Source organism: Rhizobium sp. Leaf262 (assembly GCF_001422245.1).
In the GTDB taxonomy this organism is placed as follows: domain Bacteria; phylum Pseudomonadota; class Alphaproteobacteria; order Rhizobiales; family Rhizobiaceae; genus Agrobacterium.
The window spans coordinates 64708-84691 of sequence record NZ_LMMM01000002.1 but is presented as its reverse complement, the minus strand read 5'-3'; the positions used below and the strand labels follow the sequence as shown (position 1 = coordinate 84691).

The 19984-nt window shown below is 57.1% G+C and carries 21 protein-coding genes; 7 read left to right on the top strand and 14 right to left on the bottom strand.

Annotation, left to right across the window (positions count from 1 at the left end):
- Positions 1-103 precede the first annotated feature (103 nt).
- The 4 genes from leuA to ASF29_RS03985 all read right to left on the bottom strand — a co-directional run bounded on the left by leuA (position 104) and on the right by ASF29_RS03985 (position 3843).
- Entirely contained in the window at positions 104-1819 is a 1716-nt protein-coding gene (gene leuA, locus ASF29_RS04000) for a 2-isopropylmalate synthase (protein ID WP_062448829.1), read from the bottom strand.
- A 317-nt stretch (positions 1820-2136) separates the two neighbouring features.
- Positions 2137-2370: a CopG family antitoxin gene (locus tag ASF29_RS03995; RefSeq protein ID WP_062449023.1), complete on the bottom strand. Its 234-nt coding sequence runs from the start codon at positions 2368-2370 to the stop codon at positions 2137-2139.
- Complete coding sequence (locus ASF29_RS03990; protein ID WP_062448827.1) at positions 2336-2629, bottom strand: BrnT family toxin; 294 nt, start codon at positions 2627-2629, stop codon at positions 2336-2338. The genes ASF29_RS03995 and ASF29_RS03990 overlap by 35 nt, the downstream gene beginning before the upstream one ends.
- A 29-nt stretch (positions 2630-2658) precedes the next feature.
- The gene (locus ASF29_RS03985; protein WP_062448825.1) at positions 2659-3843 is read right to left on the bottom strand and encodes a benzoate/H(+) symporter BenE family transporter; all 1185 of its coding nucleotides are present in this window, start codon (positions 3841-3843) and stop codon (positions 2659-2661) included.
- A gap of 181 nt (positions 3844-4024) precedes the next feature.
- On the opposite strand from ASF29_RS03985, the gene ASF29_RS03980 reads away from it, so the two are divergent.
- Entirely contained in the window at positions 4025-4699 is a 675-nt protein-coding gene (locus ASF29_RS03980) for an MnmC family methyltransferase (RefSeq protein ID WP_062448823.1), read from the top strand.
- Here ASF29_RS03980 and ASF29_RS03975 read toward each other — a convergent pair.
- Complete coding sequence (locus tag ASF29_RS03975) at positions 4696-5073, bottom strand: helix-turn-helix domain-containing protein (RefSeq protein ID WP_062448821.1); 378 nt, start codon at positions 5071-5073, stop codon at positions 4696-4698. The genes ASF29_RS03980 and ASF29_RS03975 overlap by 4 nt on opposite strands.
- Positions 5074-5171: 98 nt before the next feature.
- Between ASF29_RS03975 and ASF29_RS03970 the strand changes: the two genes are divergently transcribed.
- On the top strand, positions 5172-6233 hold the full coding sequence (locus tag ASF29_RS03970; protein ID WP_062448820.1) for an SDR family oxidoreductase: 1062 nt from the start codon (positions 5172-5174) through the stop codon (positions 6231-6233).
- Positions 6234-6317: 84 nt separating this feature from the next.
- Here the strand turns inward: ASF29_RS03970 and ASF29_RS03965 are convergent, their stop codons facing one another.
- A complete protein-coding gene (locus ASF29_RS03965) occupies positions 6318-6899 on the bottom strand; it encodes an ATP-dependent Clp protease proteolytic subunit (RefSeq protein ID WP_062448816.1) in 582 nt (193 codons plus the stop codon).
- A 220-nt stretch (positions 6900-7119) separates the two neighbouring features.
- Between ASF29_RS03965 and ASF29_RS03960 the strand changes: the two genes are divergently transcribed.
- Together ASF29_RS03960 and ASF29_RS03955 are read left to right on the top strand one after the other, a co-directional pair.
- Complete coding sequence (locus ASF29_RS03960; RefSeq protein WP_062448814.1) at positions 7120-7710, top strand: HupE/UreJ family protein; 591 nt, start codon at positions 7120-7122, stop codon at positions 7708-7710.
- A gap of 108 nt (positions 7711-7818) precedes the next feature.
- Positions 7819-8583 carry a DUF2076 family protein gene (locus ASF29_RS03955; RefSeq protein WP_062448812.1) on the top strand — a complete coding sequence of 255 codons (765 nt, stop codon included), beginning with the start codon at positions 7819-7821 and terminating at the stop codon, positions 8581-8583.
- 36 nt (positions 8584-8619) lie between these two features.
- On the opposite strand, the gene queF is transcribed toward ASF29_RS03955, so the two are convergent.
- The 7 genes from queF to ASF29_RS03920 form a co-directional block, all read right to left on the bottom strand.
- The gene (queF, locus tag ASF29_RS03950; protein WP_062448810.1) at positions 8620-9084 is read right to left on the bottom strand and encodes a preQ(1) synthase; all 465 of its coding nucleotides are present in this window, start codon (positions 9082-9084) and stop codon (positions 8620-8622) included.
- 3 nt (positions 9085-9087) lie between these two features.
- Entirely contained in the window at positions 9088-10005 is a 918-nt protein-coding gene (locus ASF29_RS03945) for a cation diffusion facilitator family transporter (protein ID WP_062448809.1), read from the bottom strand.
- Between the two features lie 126 nt (positions 10006-10131).
- On the bottom strand, positions 10132-10518 hold the full coding sequence (locus ASF29_RS03940; protein ID WP_062448807.1) for a glyoxalase superfamily protein: 387 nt from the start codon (positions 10516-10518) through the stop codon (positions 10132-10134).
- Positions 10519-10571: 53 nt separating this feature from the next.
- The gene (locus ASF29_RS03935) at positions 10572-11024 is read right to left on the bottom strand and encodes a pyridoxamine 5'-phosphate oxidase family protein (RefSeq protein ID WP_062448805.1); all 453 of its coding nucleotides are present in this window, start codon (positions 11022-11024) and stop codon (positions 10572-10574) included.
- Between the two features lie 51 nt (positions 11025-11075).
- On the bottom strand, positions 11076-11708 hold the full coding sequence (locus ASF29_RS03930) for a LysE family translocator (RefSeq protein WP_062448803.1): 633 nt from the start codon (positions 11706-11708) through the stop codon (positions 11076-11078).
- A 91-nt stretch (positions 11709-11799) separates the two neighbouring features.
- Entirely contained in the window at positions 11800-12483 is a 684-nt protein-coding gene (locus ASF29_RS03925; RefSeq protein ID WP_062448801.1) for a TIGR02117 family protein, read from the bottom strand.
- Between the two features lie 68 nt (positions 12484-12551).
- Positions 12552-14741, bottom strand: coding sequence for an anthranilate synthase (locus ASF29_RS03920; protein WP_062448798.1), 2190 nt, complete (start codon positions 14739-14741; stop codon positions 12552-12554).
- A 266-nt stretch (positions 14742-15007) separates the two neighbouring features.
- Between ASF29_RS03920 and ASF29_RS03915 the strand changes: the two genes are divergently transcribed.
- Positions 15008-15883 carry an extensin family protein gene (locus ASF29_RS03915; protein WP_062449022.1) on the top strand — a complete coding sequence of 292 codons (876 nt, stop codon included), beginning with the start codon at positions 15008-15010 and terminating at the stop codon, positions 15881-15883.
- A 47-nt stretch (positions 15884-15930) separates the two neighbouring features.
- Here ASF29_RS03915 and ASF29_RS03910 read toward each other — a convergent pair whose 3' ends face one another.
- On the bottom strand, positions 15931-18195 hold the full coding sequence (locus tag ASF29_RS03910) for a TonB-dependent hemoglobin/transferrin/lactoferrin family receptor (protein WP_062448796.1): 2265 nt from the start codon (positions 18193-18195) through the stop codon (positions 15931-15933).
- 314 nt (positions 18196-18509) lie between these two features.
- Here ASF29_RS03910 and ASF29_RS03905 point away from each other — a divergent pair, with 314 nt between their 5' ends.
- The gene (locus ASF29_RS03905) at positions 18510-19031 is read left to right on the top strand and encodes a TIGR00645 family protein (RefSeq protein ID WP_082453372.1); all 522 of its coding nucleotides are present in this window, start codon (positions 18510-18512) and stop codon (positions 19029-19031) included.
- Positions 19032-19245: 214 nt separating this feature from the next.
- Positions 19246-19962 carry a LuxR family transcriptional regulator gene (locus ASF29_RS03900; protein ID WP_062448795.1) on the top strand — a complete coding sequence of 239 codons (717 nt, stop codon included), beginning with the start codon at positions 19246-19248 and terminating at the stop codon, positions 19960-19962.
- Positions 19963-19984 lie beyond the last annotated feature (22 nt).

The window sequence follows — 19984 nt, the reverse complement described above, 5'->3', positions numbered from 1 at the left end:
GGCCTTGTGCCGACGATCTAACGAACCACGACATCAAAGGTGGTTAGATGCTCGGGACAAGCCCGAGCATGACGTAAAATCGACTGGAACCTTGCATGTTGTCTCAGGCCTTAGCCGACCGCTCTTCCAACACCCGGTTAGCCGCCGAAACAATGGCCTCCAGCGAAGCAGCCACGATGTTGGTGTTGATGCCTGCACCAAACAGCTTGCCACCGGGATGCTCCATCTCGACATAAGCGATGGCCGAGGCGTTGGAGCCGTGTTGCAGCGAGTGTTCGGAGTAGTCATTCACCGAGAGATCGATGCCGAGGTAGGTGGACAGCGCGTTGATGAAGCCATCGATGGGGCCGGTTCCCTTGCCCTCGATGCGCTTGATCTCGCCCTTGTCGGTGATTTCGGCTGCCACCACGCGCACACCCTTGAAATCACCCGCCGGATAGGTGTGGTGATCCACGAACTTGATGCGGGCGTCGGGCTGCGTCACGTACTGTTCGATAAAGCGCTCGTGGATGCGTTTAGCTGGCAGTTCAACGCCCTCTTCATCGGTAATGCGCTGAATCTCCTCGCGGAATTCGACTTGCAAATTGCGTGGCAGGTTGATGCCGTAATCCTGCTGGAGAATATAGGCGATGCCGCCCTTGCCGGACTGCGAGTTGATACGAATGATCGCCTCGTAGGAGCGACCGACATCCTTCGGGTCGATGGGCAGATAAGGCACTTCCCAAACGGGATGGTTGGCAACCTTGATCGCCTTCATGCCCTTGTTGATCGCATCCTGATGCGAGCCGGAGAAGGCCGTGTAGACCAGTTCACCCACGTAAGGATGACGCTCGGGGATCGTCATCTCGTTGGAATATTCATAGACGGACTTGATGCGCTCGATATCGCGGCAATCCAGTTCCGGGTCGACACCCTGCGTGTACATGTTCAGCGCCAGCGTCACGACATCGACGTTGCCGGTGCGCTCGCCATTGCCGAACAGCGTGCCTTCCACGCGGTCGGCACCTGCCATCAGGCCCAGCTCGGTCGCGGCGATGCCGGTGCCGCGGTCATTGTGCGGATGCAGGGAAATGATGACGTTTTCACGTTTGTCGATGTTGCGGCACATCCACTCGATCTGGTCGGCGTAAATGTTGGGCGTCGCCATCTCAACGGTGGAAGGCAGATTCAGAATCAGCTTGTTGTCAGCCGTGGGCTTTACCACTTCCACAACCGCGTTGCAGATTTCCAGCGCTACTTCCAGCTCCGTGCCGGTAAAGCTTTCCGGCGAATATTCGAAGCGGTAACCGCCACCGGCCTTGGCCGCCATATCGGTGATCATCTTGGCGGCATCGACGGCGATCTGCTTGATGCCGTGCACATCCTTGCCGAACACCACGCGGCGCTGCAATTCGGAGGTGGAATTGTAGAAATGGATGATCGGGTTCTTGGCGCCTTCCAGCGATTCGAAGGTCCGCGTGATCAGTTCCGGGCGGCATTGAACCAGCACCTGCAACGACACATCTTCAGGCACACCGCCCTGCTCAACACACCAGCGGGCAAAGTCGAAATCCGTCTGCGAAGCGGATGGGAAACCAATTTCGATTTCCTTGAAGCCCATTTCCAGCAACAGCTTGAACATGCGCGCCTTGCGGTCATGCCCCATGGGGTTGACCAGCGACTGGTTGCCATCACGCAAATCGACCGAACACCAGATCGGTGCCTTATCGATGGTTTTCGAAGGCCACGTGCGGTCCTTGATATCGATGACAGGGTATGGGCGATACTTCACGTTCGCGTCCGGCATGCCCTTGAAAATCTGAGAGGTCTTGGCGTCCATAATCTTGCTCCTTCCACGCATCGCGGCTGAAAAAGCCTTGGCAGATGCGCGCCCAAACGGGCCTTAAATCCAGTATAAAGTGAGATTTCGAGTTGAGGAGCATTGGCACCAGCGGGCTTTCGGCCGCCGGGCGCTCCTCACTGGACCCGGCAACCGCGTGTAAGGTCGAGGCTAAGAAGCGAGAGTGCACCGCATGGCTGGCCGTTCGCAGAAAACTGCGCGCTCATGCCTGAAATGGTTGCGGTGCGAATGGTCATGTTGATTTGTATAAACAGCGGTTTTTGATCTGGCAAGTCAGCTTCTGTGCGATCATTGATCTATTTTGTATGGCGATGTGCTTCAAGCTTTTCGGCGATCCACAGCTTCACCAACGATTGCCGCGTGACACCAAGACGTTTCGCCTCGTCATCCAAACCTTGCACGACCCAACTTGGAAAATCGATGTTCACCCGCTTGGGCTCCAGATTAAGATGGCGCGCGGTCGCAAAGTCAAGATACTCACTTATATCCTCACCGTCATCGAACATCCTGTCGAATTCTTTGGCGCTTATAGTCTTCATAATACTGCCTTTCGTTCGGGCGGGCGCGGCGCACTGAAATGATTCGGATTTGTCCCTGCCGCAAAGTGTGCACGGCCAACCATAGCTTTCCTTCCAACTGCGCAATCAGGGCAATACGCTCCTCATCGACCTGTTTGGCCATGATCGTCAGACCAAAGTCGTCAAGCCATAACTGCTTGGCCTGCACGAAATCGATTCCGTGCTTGTCTTTGTTGCTTGCGCTCTTTGCAGGGTCAAATTCAAATTTCATAGCAATATAGTATAAAATTTATACAGTTTCTATACCTGGTCACGCTTCACCACACGCTGCAAAGCCATCATCAACCCACCGCCCAGCAGGCCCCAAAACGCCCCAGAAATACCACCAAAAGATAGACCCGATGCGGTGATGAGGAAGGTTATGGCGGCGGCTTCTCGGGTTTCGGGGTCTTTGAAGGCGGCGACGGCTGAGCCGGAGAAAGCTCCGACCAGAGCAAGCCCTGCCACCGCCTGAATGAGGATGGGCGGTGCCAAGGCAACGAAGGCGGTGACCGCGCCGGCCAGAAGGCCGAAGATCACATAGCCGACGCCGCTGACGACGACTGCCCAGTAACGGCGCTTGGGGTCTGGATGGGCATCTTCGCCTGCGCACATGGCAGCGGTGATGGCGGCGAGGTTGACGGCGTGGCCGCCGAAAGGCGCGGCGAGAAGCGAGAACAGGCCGGTCGTGGCAAACAACTGCCCCGGCTGCGGATCGTAATTGTTGACCTTCAGAACGGCGATGCCGGGAATATTCTGCGAGGCCATGGTGACGATGAACAGCGGCAGCGCAATGGAAATCAGTGCTTGCAGGTTGAACACCGGCAGTACGAATTCCATCGGCGGAACAAGCGATTGCGCGACGCTATCGAGAGCGCCCGCCGGAATATCGACGCCAAAGATCATCACCAGCACGAAGGCGGCAAGGGCTGCTGGCACGGCAAACAGGCGCTTGAAAGCGCCAACGACGATCCAAGCCAGAATGATCGGCAGGCCGAGCAACGGGTTGAAGCCGATGGCCTTGATGGGTGCAAAACACAGGCCGATAATGACGCCGGACAGCATGGCATTGGCTAGCGGTGTGGGAATAGAAGCCACAGCCCGCCCGAGCGGCCTGAACAGACCTGCGATGATGATCAGCACCGCGCAGATGATGAACGCGCCCACGGCCGCGGGAAAACCACCCTTGATCACCCCTGTCGCCGCCAGAAGCGCGCCACCCGGCGTAGACCATGCAATGCTGATGGGAAGTCGCGTTATTGCGGAAAGGAAGATGGCGCAGAGCCCAACGGAAACCGACAGTGCCATCAACCCGGATGCCGCCTCGAAATCCGTCGCGCCGACACCCTTCAACCCCTGCAGCACCACGGCAAAAGAGCTGGCAAAGCCGACGAAGGCCGTCAGCAGGCCCATGAACAGGCTTTGAAGGGAGAATTCTTTTAGCATGGCGGGGCTCTGGCACGGAGAAAAGGCGGTCATCATCCCAGATCAAAAAACGCACGCGCTGGCAAGGTTGCTTTCTGCCGCGAAGGTCCTCGCGCGTGACTTGTGCACGGTCTGCGCCCTGCCCTGTTGTTCTCGCCACCCAGCCCGTGTAAACCCGCGCCATCAAACAGCGAGATATCAGATGCTTCCTTGGATAGAACTGGACCGTGCAGCCATTCCCGGTGATGGCACCGAACTGCGCCTGAAGCAGCGCGGCCAGGAATTTTCCATCATGCTGGGTTCAAACGAATTGATGAACAGCCGCTTGAGCGGCTCGGAAGAGGCCTTGGCGACGCTCTCCTGCGAACGCATTGCGGGGCGTGCGAATCCGAGCATGCTGATCGGCGGGCTTGGCATGGGTTTTACCCTGCGCGCAGCTCTCGGCGCCCTGCCTTCAGATGCCCGCGTGACCGTGGCGGAACTGGTGCCAGCGGTGGTGAAGTGGGCACGCGGGCCGATGGCCGATCTGCATAAGGGTACGCTGGACGATGCCCGCGTCGATATTCATGTCGGCGATGTCGGTGCGCTCATCCGCTCGAAGAAGGCGGCCTATGACGCCATTCTGCTGGATGTCGATAACGGCCCGGATGGCCTGTCGCGGCCTTCCAATGACAGCCTTTACGATCCAGAGGGTCTCGAAGCCGCTAGAGCAGCATTGCGCCCGAAGGGCATCCTCGCGGTCTGGTCTTCAGGGCCGGATGCCGCCTTCACCCGCCGTTTGCGGCAGGCCGGTTTTGCGACAGACGAGATCAGTGTTCGCGCAAATGGCAAACGCGGCGGGGCGCGCCATACGCTGTGGCTGGCGGCCAAGGCTTAACGCCGCGACGTAGAGCGCTCACCGAGAGCATCCAGCGCATCGGCATTATCCCTGCCCCAGGCATAAAGCATCTCCACCGGTTCGATGAATCTCTCTCCAAGCGGCGTCAGCCTGTATTCCACAGCGGGCGGTCTGGTCGCGTGCACATGCCGTGTTATCAGGCCGGTGCGCTCCATTTCCTTCAAGGTCTGCGTCAGCATCTTCTTGGAAATGCCCGGCAGGCTACGTTCCAGCACACCGGTGCGGGCGGCGCCATCATGCAGCTTATGCAGCGCATGCAGGATCATGCTCGTCCATTTGGTCGAGAACAATTCCAGCACGCGTCTGGGCGCACAGTCCTCACGCCATTCAGCCTCATTGCTTCCCGGTTTCATCGTGGTCACCCTTTGGTATCCATGTCCCCAATCCGTGCCGTCTACACGATGGTGCGCGGGATGCCTAATTATAGCGTCTACAAAAATGGAGTTTGAGCATGGTTAAAACGGCATTGGTGGTGGGCGCAAGCGGGATCGTCGGCAGCGCCACGGCAAATCTTCTGTTGGAACAGGGCTGGCAGGTCTACGGCCTATCGCGCAAACCGGCACAACAGAAAGGCATCATTCCCGTCGCCGCTGATTTGCAAAATGCAGTCGAAACAGCAAAGGCCCTGACGGATGTTCGCCCAGACGCCGTCTTCATCACCACATGGGCGCGACAGGATAGCGAAGCGGAAAACATCCGCGTCAATTCCGCCATGGTCCGCAATCTCTTGGATGGCCTCAGCCTCGGCAAATCCACCCACCATGTAGCGCTGGTCACGGGCCTCAAGCACTATCTCGGCCCCTTCGAGGCCTATGGCAAAGGCAAACTGCCGCAGACGCCGTTCCGAGAAGAGCAAGGCCGCCTCGATGTCGAGAACTTCTACTACGCGCAGGAAGACGAAGTCTTTGCCGCCGCCAAACGCGATGGCTTCTCGTGGAGCGTCCACCGTCCCCACACCGTCATCGGTCAGGCGGTCGGCAATGCCATGAACATGGGCACAACGCTGGCGGTCTACGCCACCATCTGCCGCGAGACAGGCCGCCCCTTCCGCTTCCCCGGCTCTGCCGCGCAGTGGAGCGGTCTGACAGACATGACAGACGCCAAACTCTTGGCCAATCAACTGCTCTGGGCAGCGGAAACGCCAGAGGCAAAGAACGAAGCCTTCAACGTGGTCAATGGCGATATCTTTCGCTGGAGCTGGATGTGGGGCCGCATCGCAGACTGGTTCGGCATAGAAGCAGCACCCTTCGATGGCACCGTCATTCCGCTTGAACAGCAGATGAAAGATGATTCTGATATCTGGAGCAAGATCGCGGTGCGTGAAAATCTGGCCGAGCCAGACCTTACGCGCCTCGCCTCCCCATGGCACACCGATGCCGATCTGGGCCGCCCCATCGAGGTCGTCACCGACATGAGCAAAAGCCGCCGTCTGGGTTTCAAGGAATACCAGCCGACGGATGATGCGTTCTTTGCGTTGTTCGAGACGCTGCGAAAGAACCGTCTCATTCCCTGAGCCGGAACGCCTCTCATTTCAGACAACAGAAAACCCGCATCGACCTTGCCGATGCGGGTTCATTTTTGATCAGAAGCGACGTGCTTAGATTTCGGCCTGCGATGTGATGACGCGCGAAGCAAGGCCATAAGCCACAGCTTCTTCTGCACCCAGCCAGTAATCGCGATCGATGTCCTTGGCGATCTTTTCTTCAGACTGGCCCGTGGCCACCGAGAAGATTTTGATCAGGCGCTTGTTCATCTTGATGATTTCGCGTGCCTGAATTTCGATGTCGGACGCCATACCGCGTGTACCGCCGGATGGTTGATGCAACAGGAAGCGGGTGTTTGGCAGGCAGATACGACGTTCCTTCGGCACCGATACGTAGATCAGCGCGCCAGCGGAAGCGACCCAGCCCGTGCCGATGATCCAGACCTTTGGCTTGATGAACTTGATCATGTCGTGAATGCTGTCGCCGGATTCGACGTGGCCGCCGGGCGAATTGACGTAGACGCGGATGTCTTCATCGCTGGCAGCGGCAAGTGCCACGAGCTGCGTGCAAACCTTCTGCGCCAGTTCCTGCGTGATGCCGCCATAGATGAAGATCGAACGCGACTTGAAAAGATTCGCTTCCGTTTCCTTGCCGATCGGCAGTTCCTTGCTCTTGTCGTCTTCTTCTTCGTTCATGTGGCGGTCTCCAACGTAATTCATTACCTACCGGACATAGTGTGATTTGTTTCGTAAAACAATGAGTGAAAAAGGCAAGGCGCGGAACTGCTTAATAAACAGGGCACCGGCAAATGACGCATGGACAGGCTCTTCATGACTACGATATCGTTAACTGCGCGGCCCAGCGGGCGACCCAAGCGCTCCTGAGCCGCACATGTAAAAATTTCGAGAGGGAACGATGTTCAAAAGACTTTCACTCGCCGCAGCAACGCTTGGCCTCACCGCACTACCTGCCTTTGCCCACCTGAACCCGGAAGAACACGGCTCCTTCATGGCCGGTTTCTCGCATCCGCTGTTCGGCGCAGACCACATCCTCGTCATGGTCGCCGTCGGTATCTGGGCCGCACAGATTGCAGCGTCCAAGGACAATAGAAACGCGCTGTTCATCGTTCCCGCCGCTTTCGTCGGCACCATGGCCGTTGGCTTCCTGCTGGCGCTTGGCGGCATAGAGTTGCCCTTCGTGGAACCGGCCATTCTGGCATCCGTCATCGCACTTGGCCTGCTGGTGGCCATGGCAACGCGCGTTCCCGTCAGCATCGCTGCCGCCATCGTCGGCGTCTTCGCACTGTTCCACGGCCATGCCCATGGTGGTGAACTGGGCAGCGCGGGCGCGCTTCAGTTCGGCGTCGGCTTCGTGATTGCAACGGCGCTTCTGCATGTTGCCGGTATTGCGCTGGGGCTGGGCATTGCAAAGCTCGGAACCGTGGCGGCACGCATCGTCGGCGGCCTGACGGCGCTAGCCGGTCTTTCGCTGGTTTTCGGCGGTTGATGGCAGGCTTTAACCTTACAAAAATGTAAGAAAATTCCGGCTTTCAAAAGCCGGAATTGAACCCTAACTCCTTGGTGTGCGTTTCTCGACACGCCAAGGAGGCTACCGATGTCACCAGAAGAAACCCAACTGCTCAAATCCCTGTTCGACAGGGTCAGATCCGCATCCTCCACGCCGCGCGACGCGGAAGCGGAAACGCTCATCACCCAGGCCGTGCGTGATCAGCCTGCCTCTCCCTATTATCTGGCTCAGGCCGTAATCGTGCAGGAAAAGGGGTTGGAAGCGGCAGCGGCGCATATTCGGCAGCTGGAAGAACGCATTCACCAGCTGGAAAGCGGCAACACCGCCCCGCAACAGGCACAGCAAGGCGGCTTCCTCAGTTCGATTTTCGGCGGCAGCCAGCAGCAGGCACCGGCTCCAGCGCCTGCTCCGACTTTTCGCAATGATACATCGGGCCAAACTCAGGGGCCTTGGGGGCGAAGCAATGATGCGCCTCAACCCACTGGCCCATGGAGTGGCCAACAACCATCCGCATTCGGACGAACGGGTGGCGGCGGTGGTGGCTTTTTGCAGGGAGCACTGGGAGCCGCGGCGGGCGTGGCGGGCGTGGCGGGCGGCATGTTGCTGGCCAATTCGCTGAGCGGTATTTTCTCCAACCATGTCGCGTCAACAGGCTGGGGCTCCGGCCTGGGCGGTGCTGGAAGCGGTGCAGCACCGGTGGAGGAAACGGTCATAAACAACTACTATGGCGATGACGAAAAGCCTCAGCAGGATGCCGATAATGGCGGCAATGACGTGCAGCAGGCCAGTTACGACGACAGTAACGACGACGACACGGACTTCGATTCAGGCGATGGCGACAGCTTCGTCTGAATCAAAGAGCGTTTTGCTGGAATTGCTTGGAAGGGGTCAGCCGCGACCGCGATAGGTCGCGACACCCTGTCCCGGCAACCAGACACCTTCAGGCGGCGCACCCGTCTGCCAGAAGACATCGATGGGAATGCCGCCGCGCGGATACCAGTATGCACCGATGCGCAGCCATTTTGGCTGTAGCAAATCGACCAGACGCTTGGCTATATAGACCGAGCAGTCCTCATGAAACGCACCGTGGTTGCGGAAGGCATGCAGGAAAAGCTTCAGCGACTTGGATTCCACCAGAAACTCACCGGGAATATAATCGATGACGATATGGGCGAAATCCGGCTGGCCGGTCATGGGGCACAGCGAGGTGAATTCCGGCGCGGTGAAGCGCACGACATAATCCGTACCGGCATTGCCGTTCGGCACTTTTTCCAGAACAGCCTTTTCCGGGCTTTCCGGGGCAGCGACTTGCGCGCCCAGTTGCGACAGGCCGGAAACATCCGTGACTGACATGATTCAAACTCCTGTTTCTTGAAACTCGACCCGAACGCCATGCGCCTGTTCACTTTCAGGCTCCACATGAATGGCAAGCACGGCACCGGGTATGGCCTCTCTTATGGCATCTTCGATCCGGTCGCAAATATCATGTGCTGCCCCCACCGACATGGCAGCGGGAACGACGACGTGAAAATCGATGAAGGCGACCGCACCGGCCCTACGGGTCTTCAGATCATGCACACCCAACAGACCTGCCGAGTTCTCCGCAATCGCCTTCTTGATCGCCTCATCTTCTTCCGGCTCCACGGCACGGTCCATCAGCCCGCCCAGCGAGTGCATGATGACCTTGGAGCCCTGAAACAGGATGTTGATGGCAACGACGATAGCGAGAATGGGGTCGAGGATCGCGTAACCGGTCGCAATCGCCAGCAAGAGGCCAATCAAAACGCCGCCCGATGTGACGACATCCGACATGATGTGGTGACCATCCGCCAGAAGTGCCGGCGACAGATGCTTCTTTCCGACCCGGATCAACACCGTTGCCCAGATGCCGTTGAGGATGGCCGCAAAAGCATTGATGGCAAGGCCGAGCGCTGGCGCTTCTGGCAGATGCGGCGCCATAAGGCCGCCCCACGCTTCCTTGACGATCAGCAAGGCGGCAACGACGATCAGCACGCCCTCCACAACGGCAGACAGATATTCCGCCTTGTGGTGGCCGAACTGGTGATCGTCATCGGCAGGCTTTTGCGCATAACGAATGACGAAGTAGGCAATGAAGGCCGCGACAACGTTGACGGTGGATTCCAGACCATCGGACAGCAGCGCGACCGAGCCCGTGACCCACCAAGCCAAAAGCTTCAGCCCCAGCACCGTGATGGAAAAAGGGATGCCCCAGAAAGCGAGTTTTCTGACGAGCGTGTGTCCCTGTTCATTCATAATCCGACCCCGTGCAGATGCAAATGAATTGCAAAACCAGACCCCAAAACGCACGAACCGCCCGCACGAGTGTTCGTGCAGGCGGTTCGTATTTCGCGCACTCTATGATTTAAAGTGGTGGACGGGTCAAGCGCTTTCCGTTTCGCCCTGCTCGCAGAAGCGGATGCGGTTTCCGAATGGATCGGTGACCTCCATCTGAAGTCCCCAGGGGAGCTTTTCAACACCCGGCTTCATGAAGGTGTAATTCTTAGCCGCAAGTTCGCGCTGATAGACTTCCACGTTGACGGCGTTAACGAAAACATTCGAGCCCGGCGTCGCATCGCCATGATGCCCGCTGAGATGAATGACGAAACCGGCACGTGACACCTGCATGTAGAGCGGAAAGTTCTCGCCAAACCGATGCTCCCAATCCACCGAAAAACCGAGGAACTCGACATAAAACTCCCGCGCCTTGGCCTCATCGAAAATGCGTAGGATGGGACAGACACGGGTGAAGTGGGGCTGGTTCGACATGTTGAGCTCCCATGCAGCATGTGATGAGTCAGCGTGACCAGCCTTGTAGCAGGTCAGACGACCTTTCCGGCGGTTACTCCGTAGGTTTTGTAAGCGCTCAGCATTCTCTCATCTTCGGTTCTCTCAGGAAAATGTGTGTAGCTCGGCGCCCATATTCTCGAAACTTTCTCAATCTGGATCGAGATGAGATTTCGGATCGTAAAATCTCCATCGACCATCTTCAGCAAGTCTGCGCCAACCTCTGCAAAAGCAGATGAGTTTGGGTCCAAGATCGTAGCATGGCCGACGATTTTGAAACCTCGCTGACGAAAAACATCGATGAAGCTGACACACACCTTTGGATGAGACTGAATATTTCTAACAGTATTGGTCGAAGCGATATCCGCCACAATTATCCGATCATCACCATAAGCGGAAAAGATTTCCTTAGGCGTGACATTGGGCGTTCCGTCCGCATCGACCGTGGCCAGCCAGCAAAGGACCGAATTTTCAATATCGGTCCTCATTGCCTCATTGATCTTTGGATTTTGCTTACATCCCGACACGAAAACCTCTCACTAAACCCTGCTCAACAGCAGTTTAATACCCGCAAAGCCGAAGAACATCGCAAGCGTGACTTCGATAGACCGCTTGGCCTTTTGATAGATACGAATGGCGGGTGCCGTGGAAAACAGCAGCGCATAGCCGCAGAATATGACGAGACCAAGCATGGCGCAGCCGCCGATGATGGCTGCGAGAGTGGCAGGGCCCGCACCGGGCTTGAGCCCGAGCGACATGATCGCGAGCCAACCGAGAACGGCCTTGGGATTGGTGAGGTGAAGCAGCAGACCACGGCGATACAGCTTGAGATAATCCGGCCTGCTATTGGCGACGTTGCCGGCTTGCGCCTGCGGTGCATTGGCAAAGGCCGAGCGAGCGGATTTGTAGGCCAGATAGAGCAGGTAGAGACCACCGGCGATCTTGATAATGAAAAGGGCGTTGGCAAATGTCGCAAGCACGGCAGACAAGCCCGTCGCCGCAACAGCAGCCCAGCAGAGCGAGCCTGTCATGACACCGAGCGCGAGAATGATGGCGGGCGCCCTGCCCTGGCTCATGGCGATACCCATGATGGTCATGTTGCTGGGACCAGGGCTGGCCACGGCGATAATGTAGGCGACGTAAACCAGTAACAGCTGATGGAAATCGATCATCGGAGCGAAGCCCTAAAACACCATTGTTAAACCATTCAGATACTTGCAGCCGCTTGAATGGCTTTGTCAATTCCCGGACCACGCAAGCGGATCAGGGATTTGGCATATCGTTATGCAGCCGCAACGATGTGGTCAAAAGCGGTGGCAAGGGCGTCCACCATCCTGTCCGCAAACCCGCGTGCCGCAAGGCCGCCGCCGTCCATGTGTTGCAGCCAAGCAGAGCGTTGAAATATCCAACACCTTCGAAAAACGCATCATCCCGACCATAGGACTGGCCGAGCAGTGGGACCGGTTTGCCCTGTGGCTGGGCAAAGCTGCCGAGAATGAACGCCAGCAGTTTTTGATAGTCTGTTTCCGACAGGTTGAGCGTGGTAACACCCGCATCCACAAGCGGAATCTCCCCAGCAAGCGCGACATGCATGACGGACTGGTCAAGCGTGACGCCTTTGAACAACGGAAGCGGTTTCAGATCGGCCCATGTAGGCGTTTGCGTGTAGAACGCGCGTCCGCCCCAACCGAAAACGAGATACCGGACACCGGGAAAATCGATCTCCAGATTGCCATCGCGCAGAAAAGCAAAGCGAGAAAAAAGCTCGGCATCGACAGGCAGGGCGATATCGGTGTGGATGGGGTTGCTGAGGATGAGGACTTTGTGGGGAGCGTTGTCAGCGACATCGGATTTGTCGCCGAAGATCGGTCTTGGCAGCAAGGTGCCAGCAGCAACGCAGACCAAGACCAGCACCAGCAGAATGCATAGATGTCTGAAAAACTTCACTCTGCATCACCTGCGCGGCTGAAGGGAGACGGCGGCGTTTCATAACGCCGCCGGTCGTGCTTGTCCGCTCAGGCGGCCTTGACCTTGGCCTTGCGCACCAGATGCGTGACCACGTTTTCGATCATCCGCATACCGGCATCGCCGCCCAGCGTCATGATCGATTCCGGGTGGAACTGGACGGCAGCGACGGGCTCCTTGCTGTGCTCGATGCCCATGATCGTGCCGTCTTCGCTTTCTGCTGTGATGATGAAATCGCGGTGAAGCGTTGTCGGATCGGCGAAGATGGAGTGGTAGCGACCAACGGTGACTTCCTTGCCGAGGCCGGAGAAGACGAGGCCGGGTTCCAGCACGCGAATACGCGATGGCTTTCCATGCATGGGGATGGCAAGCTGGCGAAGTTCGCCACCATAGGCTTCCGCCAGCGCCTGGAGGCCGAGGCACACGCCAAAGATTGGCAGATCGCGCGAGCGCGCCAGCTTGATCGTCGCCTTGCAGTCGAAATCGCTCGGATTGCCCGGACCGGGTGACAGCACCACAAGATCGGGCTGGAAACGGTCCAGAACGTCTGCGGCAACAGGCGAACGTACGGTGGAAACCGTCGCACCCGTCTGGCGGAAATAATTGGCCAGTGTGTGCACGAAACTGTCTTCGTGGTCCACCAGCAGGATTTTGACGCCGGTACCGACCTTGGCCGAATCCCGCTGCGTTGCTGCGGAGTTCTGGCCCTTCGCATCGCGGATGGCTGCAATCATGGCGGATGCCTTCAGTTCGGTTTCGGCTTCTTCTTCCTGCGGGTTGGAATCGTTGAGCAAGGTGGCCCCCGCCCGCACTTCGGCAATACCATCCTTGATGCGGATGGTGCGCAGTGTCATGCCCGTGTTCATGTCACCGTTGAAACCGACCATGCCGATGGCACCGCCGTACCAGACGCGCGAGCTCTTCTCATGAGCCTCGATAAAGCGCATGGCCCAGAGTTTCGGCGCGCCGGTCACGGTTACGGCCCAGGCGTGGGACAGGAAGCCGTCAAACGCATCCATATCATCACGCAAACGACCTTCGATGTGGTCCACCGTATGAATGAGGCGCGAATACATCTCGATCTGGCGACGTCCGATGACCTTGACCGAGCCCGGCTCGCAGACGCGGCTCTTGTCGTTGCGGTCCACATCCGAACACATGGTCAGTTCGGACTCGTCCTTCTTGGAATTGAGCAGCTTGAGAATCTGCTCACTATCGGCGATCGGGTCTTCGCCACGCTTGATCGTACCGGAAATCGGGCATGTCTCGATTCGACGACCGGAGACGCGCACGAACATTTCCGGCGAGGCACCCACCAGATATTCCTGATGACCGAGATTGATAAAGAAGGAATAGGGCGACGGGTTGATGGCCTTGAGACGGCGCGAAATCGCCGATGGATTGCTGTCGCAGCGTTCCATGAACTTCTGGCCCGGCACGACTTCGAACAGGTCGCCACGGCGGAAGCTTTCCTTGGCTTTCGTCACCAACTGCGCATATTCGCCGGGATGATGATCACCACGCGGCGGAATGGTATCGGTCTTCACGAATGGCTCGGGCGCGATGTCCTGCGACTTGCCATGGGTGGTGATGCCGTCTTTTTCGAAATCATAACGATCGATCCAGGCCTTTGCGGAATGGTGATCGACCACGAGGATTTCATCCGGCAGGAACAATACCATATCGCGCTGGTCTTCCGGGCGCTCCAGCGAAAGCTTGATGGCATCGAACTGGAAGGCCAGATCGTAACCGAAGGCACCAAACAGGCCGATGGCCGAATCCGCGCTGGAATAGAACAGATCGACGATAGCGCGCAGCGCCGTAAACACCGTCGGGATTTTCGAGCGCTCTTCTTCGGTGAAGACCCGGTTTGGCTCGTTGACCACGAGGTCCAGACGGCGGGCTGTGGAGGCACCTAGCGTCAGGTCCGGTGTGGCCTTCAGCTTTTCCGTGATGAAGGACAGCAGAGCCTCGCCACGACCATTATAGGCTTCAATCCACATGGTGCGACCGAAACTGGAAATACCGAGCGGCGGATCGATGATGGCGGTATCCCAACGGGTATAGCGACCAGGATATTCATAGTTGGACGAAAACACCGCACCACGGCGCTCATCGAGGCCGCTCACATAGCTGTCGATGGCCGTGGCATAGTCGGCCGCGCGACGCTGGCGCGTGACTTTGACGCCGCCTTTGGTCTCGTAGGTTTCGGAGCCGTCATCCTGAATAATCGTTACCATTTATTCCGCTTCCCGTTTCTAAAGCCCGATGACAGGCGGCATAATAACAAAAAAGCCGCCTGAAAATTCGGGCGGCTTGGACTTAGTCAAAGGACATGGGTGCTCAAGGCCGCGTAAAGCTGCCCCACCACCAGATTGCAATGTTCTTCGACTGTGTGTTCATGGCAAAAATTGTTAGCGTCAAGCGGGCGCATTGGCAAGCGGATTTGAACCGAAAGCACGTTGAAACGTTGTGGGTGAGCCGCAACGGGGGAACGACCGGTCACATGCTTCATCGTCTTATGATAGTCGCAGCCAGCACGCTGCTGATCGCTGCCGCGCAACCGCCACAGGATGTGCCGGTTCCGCAGCCAAAACCGGAACAGGATGGCGCGCCCGTAGCGACGCCGCCAGAACCGAAGTCGCAAGAGCCGTCCACCCCTCCTCCACCAGCGGAAAACACCGTGCCGAAGCCGGAGGACAAGCCCGAACCCGCGGCCAAACCCGAAGAGCCGAAGGCCGACGAGCAAAAGGGCGAAGAGCAGATATCCGAAGAACCGAAAAAGAAAGAGGAGCCGCCGCGTGAGCCGGTGAAGGCAGAAGACCCCGAGGAGCTGAAAGCCTGCCTTTCGCAATTGACGGCACTGGGTGCCCAATTCAAGGAACTGCCGCCGATCAAAGGCGAAGAGGACGGTTGCGGCATCGCCTCACCCATCGAACTGTCGACCGTCATCCCGGGCATCAAGCTGGAGCCAGAGGGAACGATGCGGTGCGAGACGGCACTTGCCCTGTCGAAATGGGCCAAGGATGTCGTGATTCCCAACGCGAAGATCGCCATGCCTGACAGAAACGTCACTGCCTTCGGCAATGCTTCGACCTATGTCTGCCGCAACCGCAACAGCGCCGAAACCGGCAAGATTTCCGAACACGCCAAAGGCAGCGCCGTCGACATTGCCACCATGACCTTCGACAAGGGCGAACCTCTGGTCATGAAACCGCGTGGCGAGGATGGCACGATGGAAGGCGCCTTCCAGCGCACCATCACCACCGCCGCCTGCCTGTTCTTCCGCACAGTCCTCTCCCCCGGCAGCGACGCCACCCACCAGGATCATCTGCATATGGATGTGCTGGAGCGCAAAGGCGGGTATCTGTATTGCCGTTGAAATGAAAAGGCGGAGCTTGAGCTCCGCCTTTTTCGATGATTCAGCGATCAGAATTTCTGGGTCAGCGAGATTTTGAAGCTGCGCCCCGGTTCGGTGTAGAAGCTGGCTGGCTGTGAGCCGCCGTTTCTCGCAGTTGCATAATCGTAGTACGTTTTGTCGAAGACGTTATAGATACCAGCGTTGATCTTGAGGCCCTTAACCTGTTCGGGTTCCCACCAAGCGGTTAGATCGAAGATGCCGTAACCGGGCGTCTTGAGATAATTGATCGTTGTTGTAGGACCGGCAGCGGTCGTGGTCGTTTGGCCTCTAGCTTCGGCGACACCGATCCAGTCCAGTCCGACGCCCCAGCTTTCGGTATCGTAAGCGACGCCAGCAACGGCCTTCAAGGGAGCGACCGACTTCAGAAACGCACCGGTGTCCAGATCCTTGCCATTGGCATAAGCGACACCTGTACGAACGCTGAATCCATTGTCGAAACGCTTGTGGGCGGAAATTTCTGCGCCATAAATGCGCGCACGGTCGAGATTGATGTTTTGTGTAATACCGCCTTGCGGGTACGATCCAAGAACATAACCGAGCGCTGCTGCTTCCGCTGTGTTCAAGCTCCTGGTATCGATGAAGTTCTTGTAGCGGTTATAGAACAGGTTTACCCGACCGCCGAAGTCGTCGTCACCGATATTGGCGCCGATTTCAAAACCGTTGCTGGTCTCCGACTCCAGATTTGGATTTCCCAAGCGCAGATAGGTACCTGGGCCGCCGAAAGCTGCGTACAGCTCGCCGCTGGTCGGAGCTCGGAAGCCCATCGCCCACTGGCCGTAAAACTCAAGCTTGTCGTTAACTTCATAACCGGCGCGAAGCTTAGGCGAAATGGCGGTATCGCTGAAAGCTGCAGGTAGAGAAGGGTTGCTGGCGTTACGATCGAATTCTACCGTCATCTTCGGCGTATGTTCCAGCCAGTCGAACCGAATGCCAGGGTTCAAAGAGAAGCCGGTCGAACCGATTTCAATGAGGTCATCAACGTAAAAACCGATCCGGTTCGTATCAACCTTAGGGGTGTCGGCCTGATTTGTATGCAGATTTCCGCAAGCAGCCGGACGGGGCGTCGTGGTAGCGCAACTATCCACGCCCTGTGAATATTGCTCAGCAAACCCGGTGTAGAGATCATAGCCGAAAACCAGACGATGGTCGTAGTCACCGGTCGTGAAATTTTTCTCGACGGTGCCTACGAGGCCGAAGCCGTTCTGTTCATAGTCGTTTAGGCGACTAATAGGGCCGATGAGAGTATTCGTGGCGGTGCCGAAGCGATAAGCATCGTATCCGTTGAGTTTGACCTGCTTTTGCCAATAGAGCGAAGCGCTCGCTGCATCAATCAGACCATCCTTTTCGAACGCTTCGTACTTGTAGTCAATCGAGATACGGTCGCGTTCGGTTCCTTCATCACCACGATAATTGCCGGGCCTGTAGTTACCAGTCGCAGACAGGAGCGTGAGGGGATCGATGTCTTTATCCTGTGAAAATCGCTCGGCGGTCAAACCTATCGTGTGGCCGCCCTCCAATTCCTGCCGCAGCTTGAAGAGGAGATTATATTGATCGTAGTCGACCGGGTTGGGCTTTGTGCGGGTTGCCCCCAAGCTGTCGACCTGGCCCTTGTTATCACGCTCGTGGCCTTTACGGTACGAGCCCTGGAACAGGATCGAGGTGTTTGCAATTTTGGATGCGACAGCCGCAGAGGGGCTGAAACTCCTGTCTGAACTGTCATAGTTGAATTTTGCGATACCGCCCCACGTGCGCCCCTCGCCGATGAGGTCTTCAGGTTCAAGCGTTCTTATCGCCAAGACACCGCCTAGAGCGCCCGGACCTGCGCGGCTGGAATCGGCACCGCGAACCACGTCGACCGCAGAAAGCGATGAGAAGTCGAATGTATCCAGGCCACCGGTGGCGTTGCGCGTCGCGTCGGACAGAAATGTCAGCGGAATACCGTCCACAGTCGTTAAAACGCGCGAATCTTCCAGTCCGCGAATGTTGACGGAGCCTGTGGTACGATTGAATGAGACGCCCGGCTCCTGCGTCCGCCCGAGGTCCATGATCGTGGTGATCTGTTTCTTTTCAATCTGTGCTGCCGTTGTTTCGGTAGCCAGGGGCGTGTCAGCCACACTGCCAGGCACGACGCGCTTCCCCTTCACAACGATGCGCTCCAGCACCGTGCCGCCTTCAGACGTCGCAGCGTCCTGCGCGTAAACCTCTGAATTCGTTGCGAGAAGTACCATGGCCGTGCAGACCGCCAAAGCGGATTGAGAACCCCGGATCGTCATCTTAACCCCCTGAATGCAAGCGCACGAAAGCACGCGGCAACGCGAGGTGCCGTCGCAATGTGGCTTGATAAATACCCTTAATTTCTACGGCCCCGCCGTTGGCCGAGAACTATAAAACATGAGTATTGGAGTCAATAAATAAAACATGATTATTTACATCATATTTATGCCGCGATCAGAATGTTGCAGAAATGTGACGAACGACGCTCCAAGTCCCTAGAGGAAAGGCGTGGTTCGCTACTTGAAGGTCAAGGCACGACAGCCTAGATCAGCGCCCAACCTGATCACTCAACCAAGAAGATCGAAAGTCGCCGATGAAATCCCTGGAACTGCTCATAGAACGGATCATTCTTTCAAGCCGTTGGCTTCTGGTGGCATTTTATCTCGGCCTCGTCGCAGCGCTTGCGGTCTATGCCCTGTCCTTCGGTCTCAAATTTCTGAAAATTGCCGAAAATGTCTTCGTCTACACGGATGCGGAAATGATCCTGGCAATGCTGGCGCTCATCGACGCAGCCCTGGTGGCAAGCCTGATCGTGATGGTCATGATATCCGGTTACGAAAACTTCGTCAGCCGTTTCGACGAAGGAGAGGACAGCGTTTCCTTCCTGGGCAAGCTGGATGCCGGCAGTCTCAAGATCAAGGTGGCGTCCTCCATCGTCGCGATCTCCTCGATCCACCTGCTGCAAATCTTCCTGAATGCCAACCAATATTCCGATAGCAAGTTGATGTGGTTTACCATCATCCATCTCGCATTCGTGGTTTCCGCCGTCATGCTCGGCTTCCTCGAAAAGCTGATGGCAAAGCCGAAGGCGCCGCAGGATAGCTCCGATATTTGATTCGGAAAGACGATGTCCACCGCTTGAGGGCCGCGTTCAGCTACAGAAGGCCGCCATATTTTTAGTGTCCACTGTTTCAAATGATGCATTTGAATCAAAACACACGAAATAAGAATTCTTCACGGGAACCAAACTTGAAATAAAGAGTGGTATTTTTGGCTGGTTCGTATATTTGTCACCCGTAACATATTAATTTTTGCGAACGAAAACCTTGATGATCACGCTCGAACGGCAGTCGCTACTGAGTCAGGAGATATCGGCTGCAGAAAGCCGGCCTCGCTGGCTGCAGGTGCTACAGGGCGTAGCCAAGGAATTCGGCTACACACATGCCTCACTGATGCAGCTGCCACGTCCCGAAGAGGACATGCTGGGCAATACAATCATCGAGACAACGTTTCCCAGCCGCTTCATTCGCGAATTCGACGCGATGCGATTGTTGCGCTACTGCCCTGTGCTCCCTCGGGTCAAGCAATCCATGGTGCCGCATTCGTGGTCTCTGGACGATCTCGATACGCGTCAACCGGAAGTCGCGCCCATCGTTGATTTGCTCGTGCAATTCGGCATCTGCAACGGCCTCGTCATTCCCACAAGCTCGCTGAATGGCGAACGGCATCTGATGCGTTTCGACGGCAAATGCGAACTGCCTTCGCAGATCACTCTCAACGAAATCGGCATGATTACGATCCATGCCTTCGACGTGTACGAGCGTCTGCGCCGCGCCGAAATGGTGGCGCCCCGCAGCTTGACCAAGCGTGAGCTGGAGGTCATCCACTGGACATCGCAGGGCAAGACCTCGGCAGAAATCGGGCAGATTTTGACGCTGTCCGATCACACGATCAATGCCTACCTCAACAATGCGATCCGCAAGCTCGATTGCGTCAACCGTACGCAACTTGTTGCAAAGGCGATCCGCCTGAAGCTGATCAGCTGACGCTCCCTTGATGGCAGCGCCA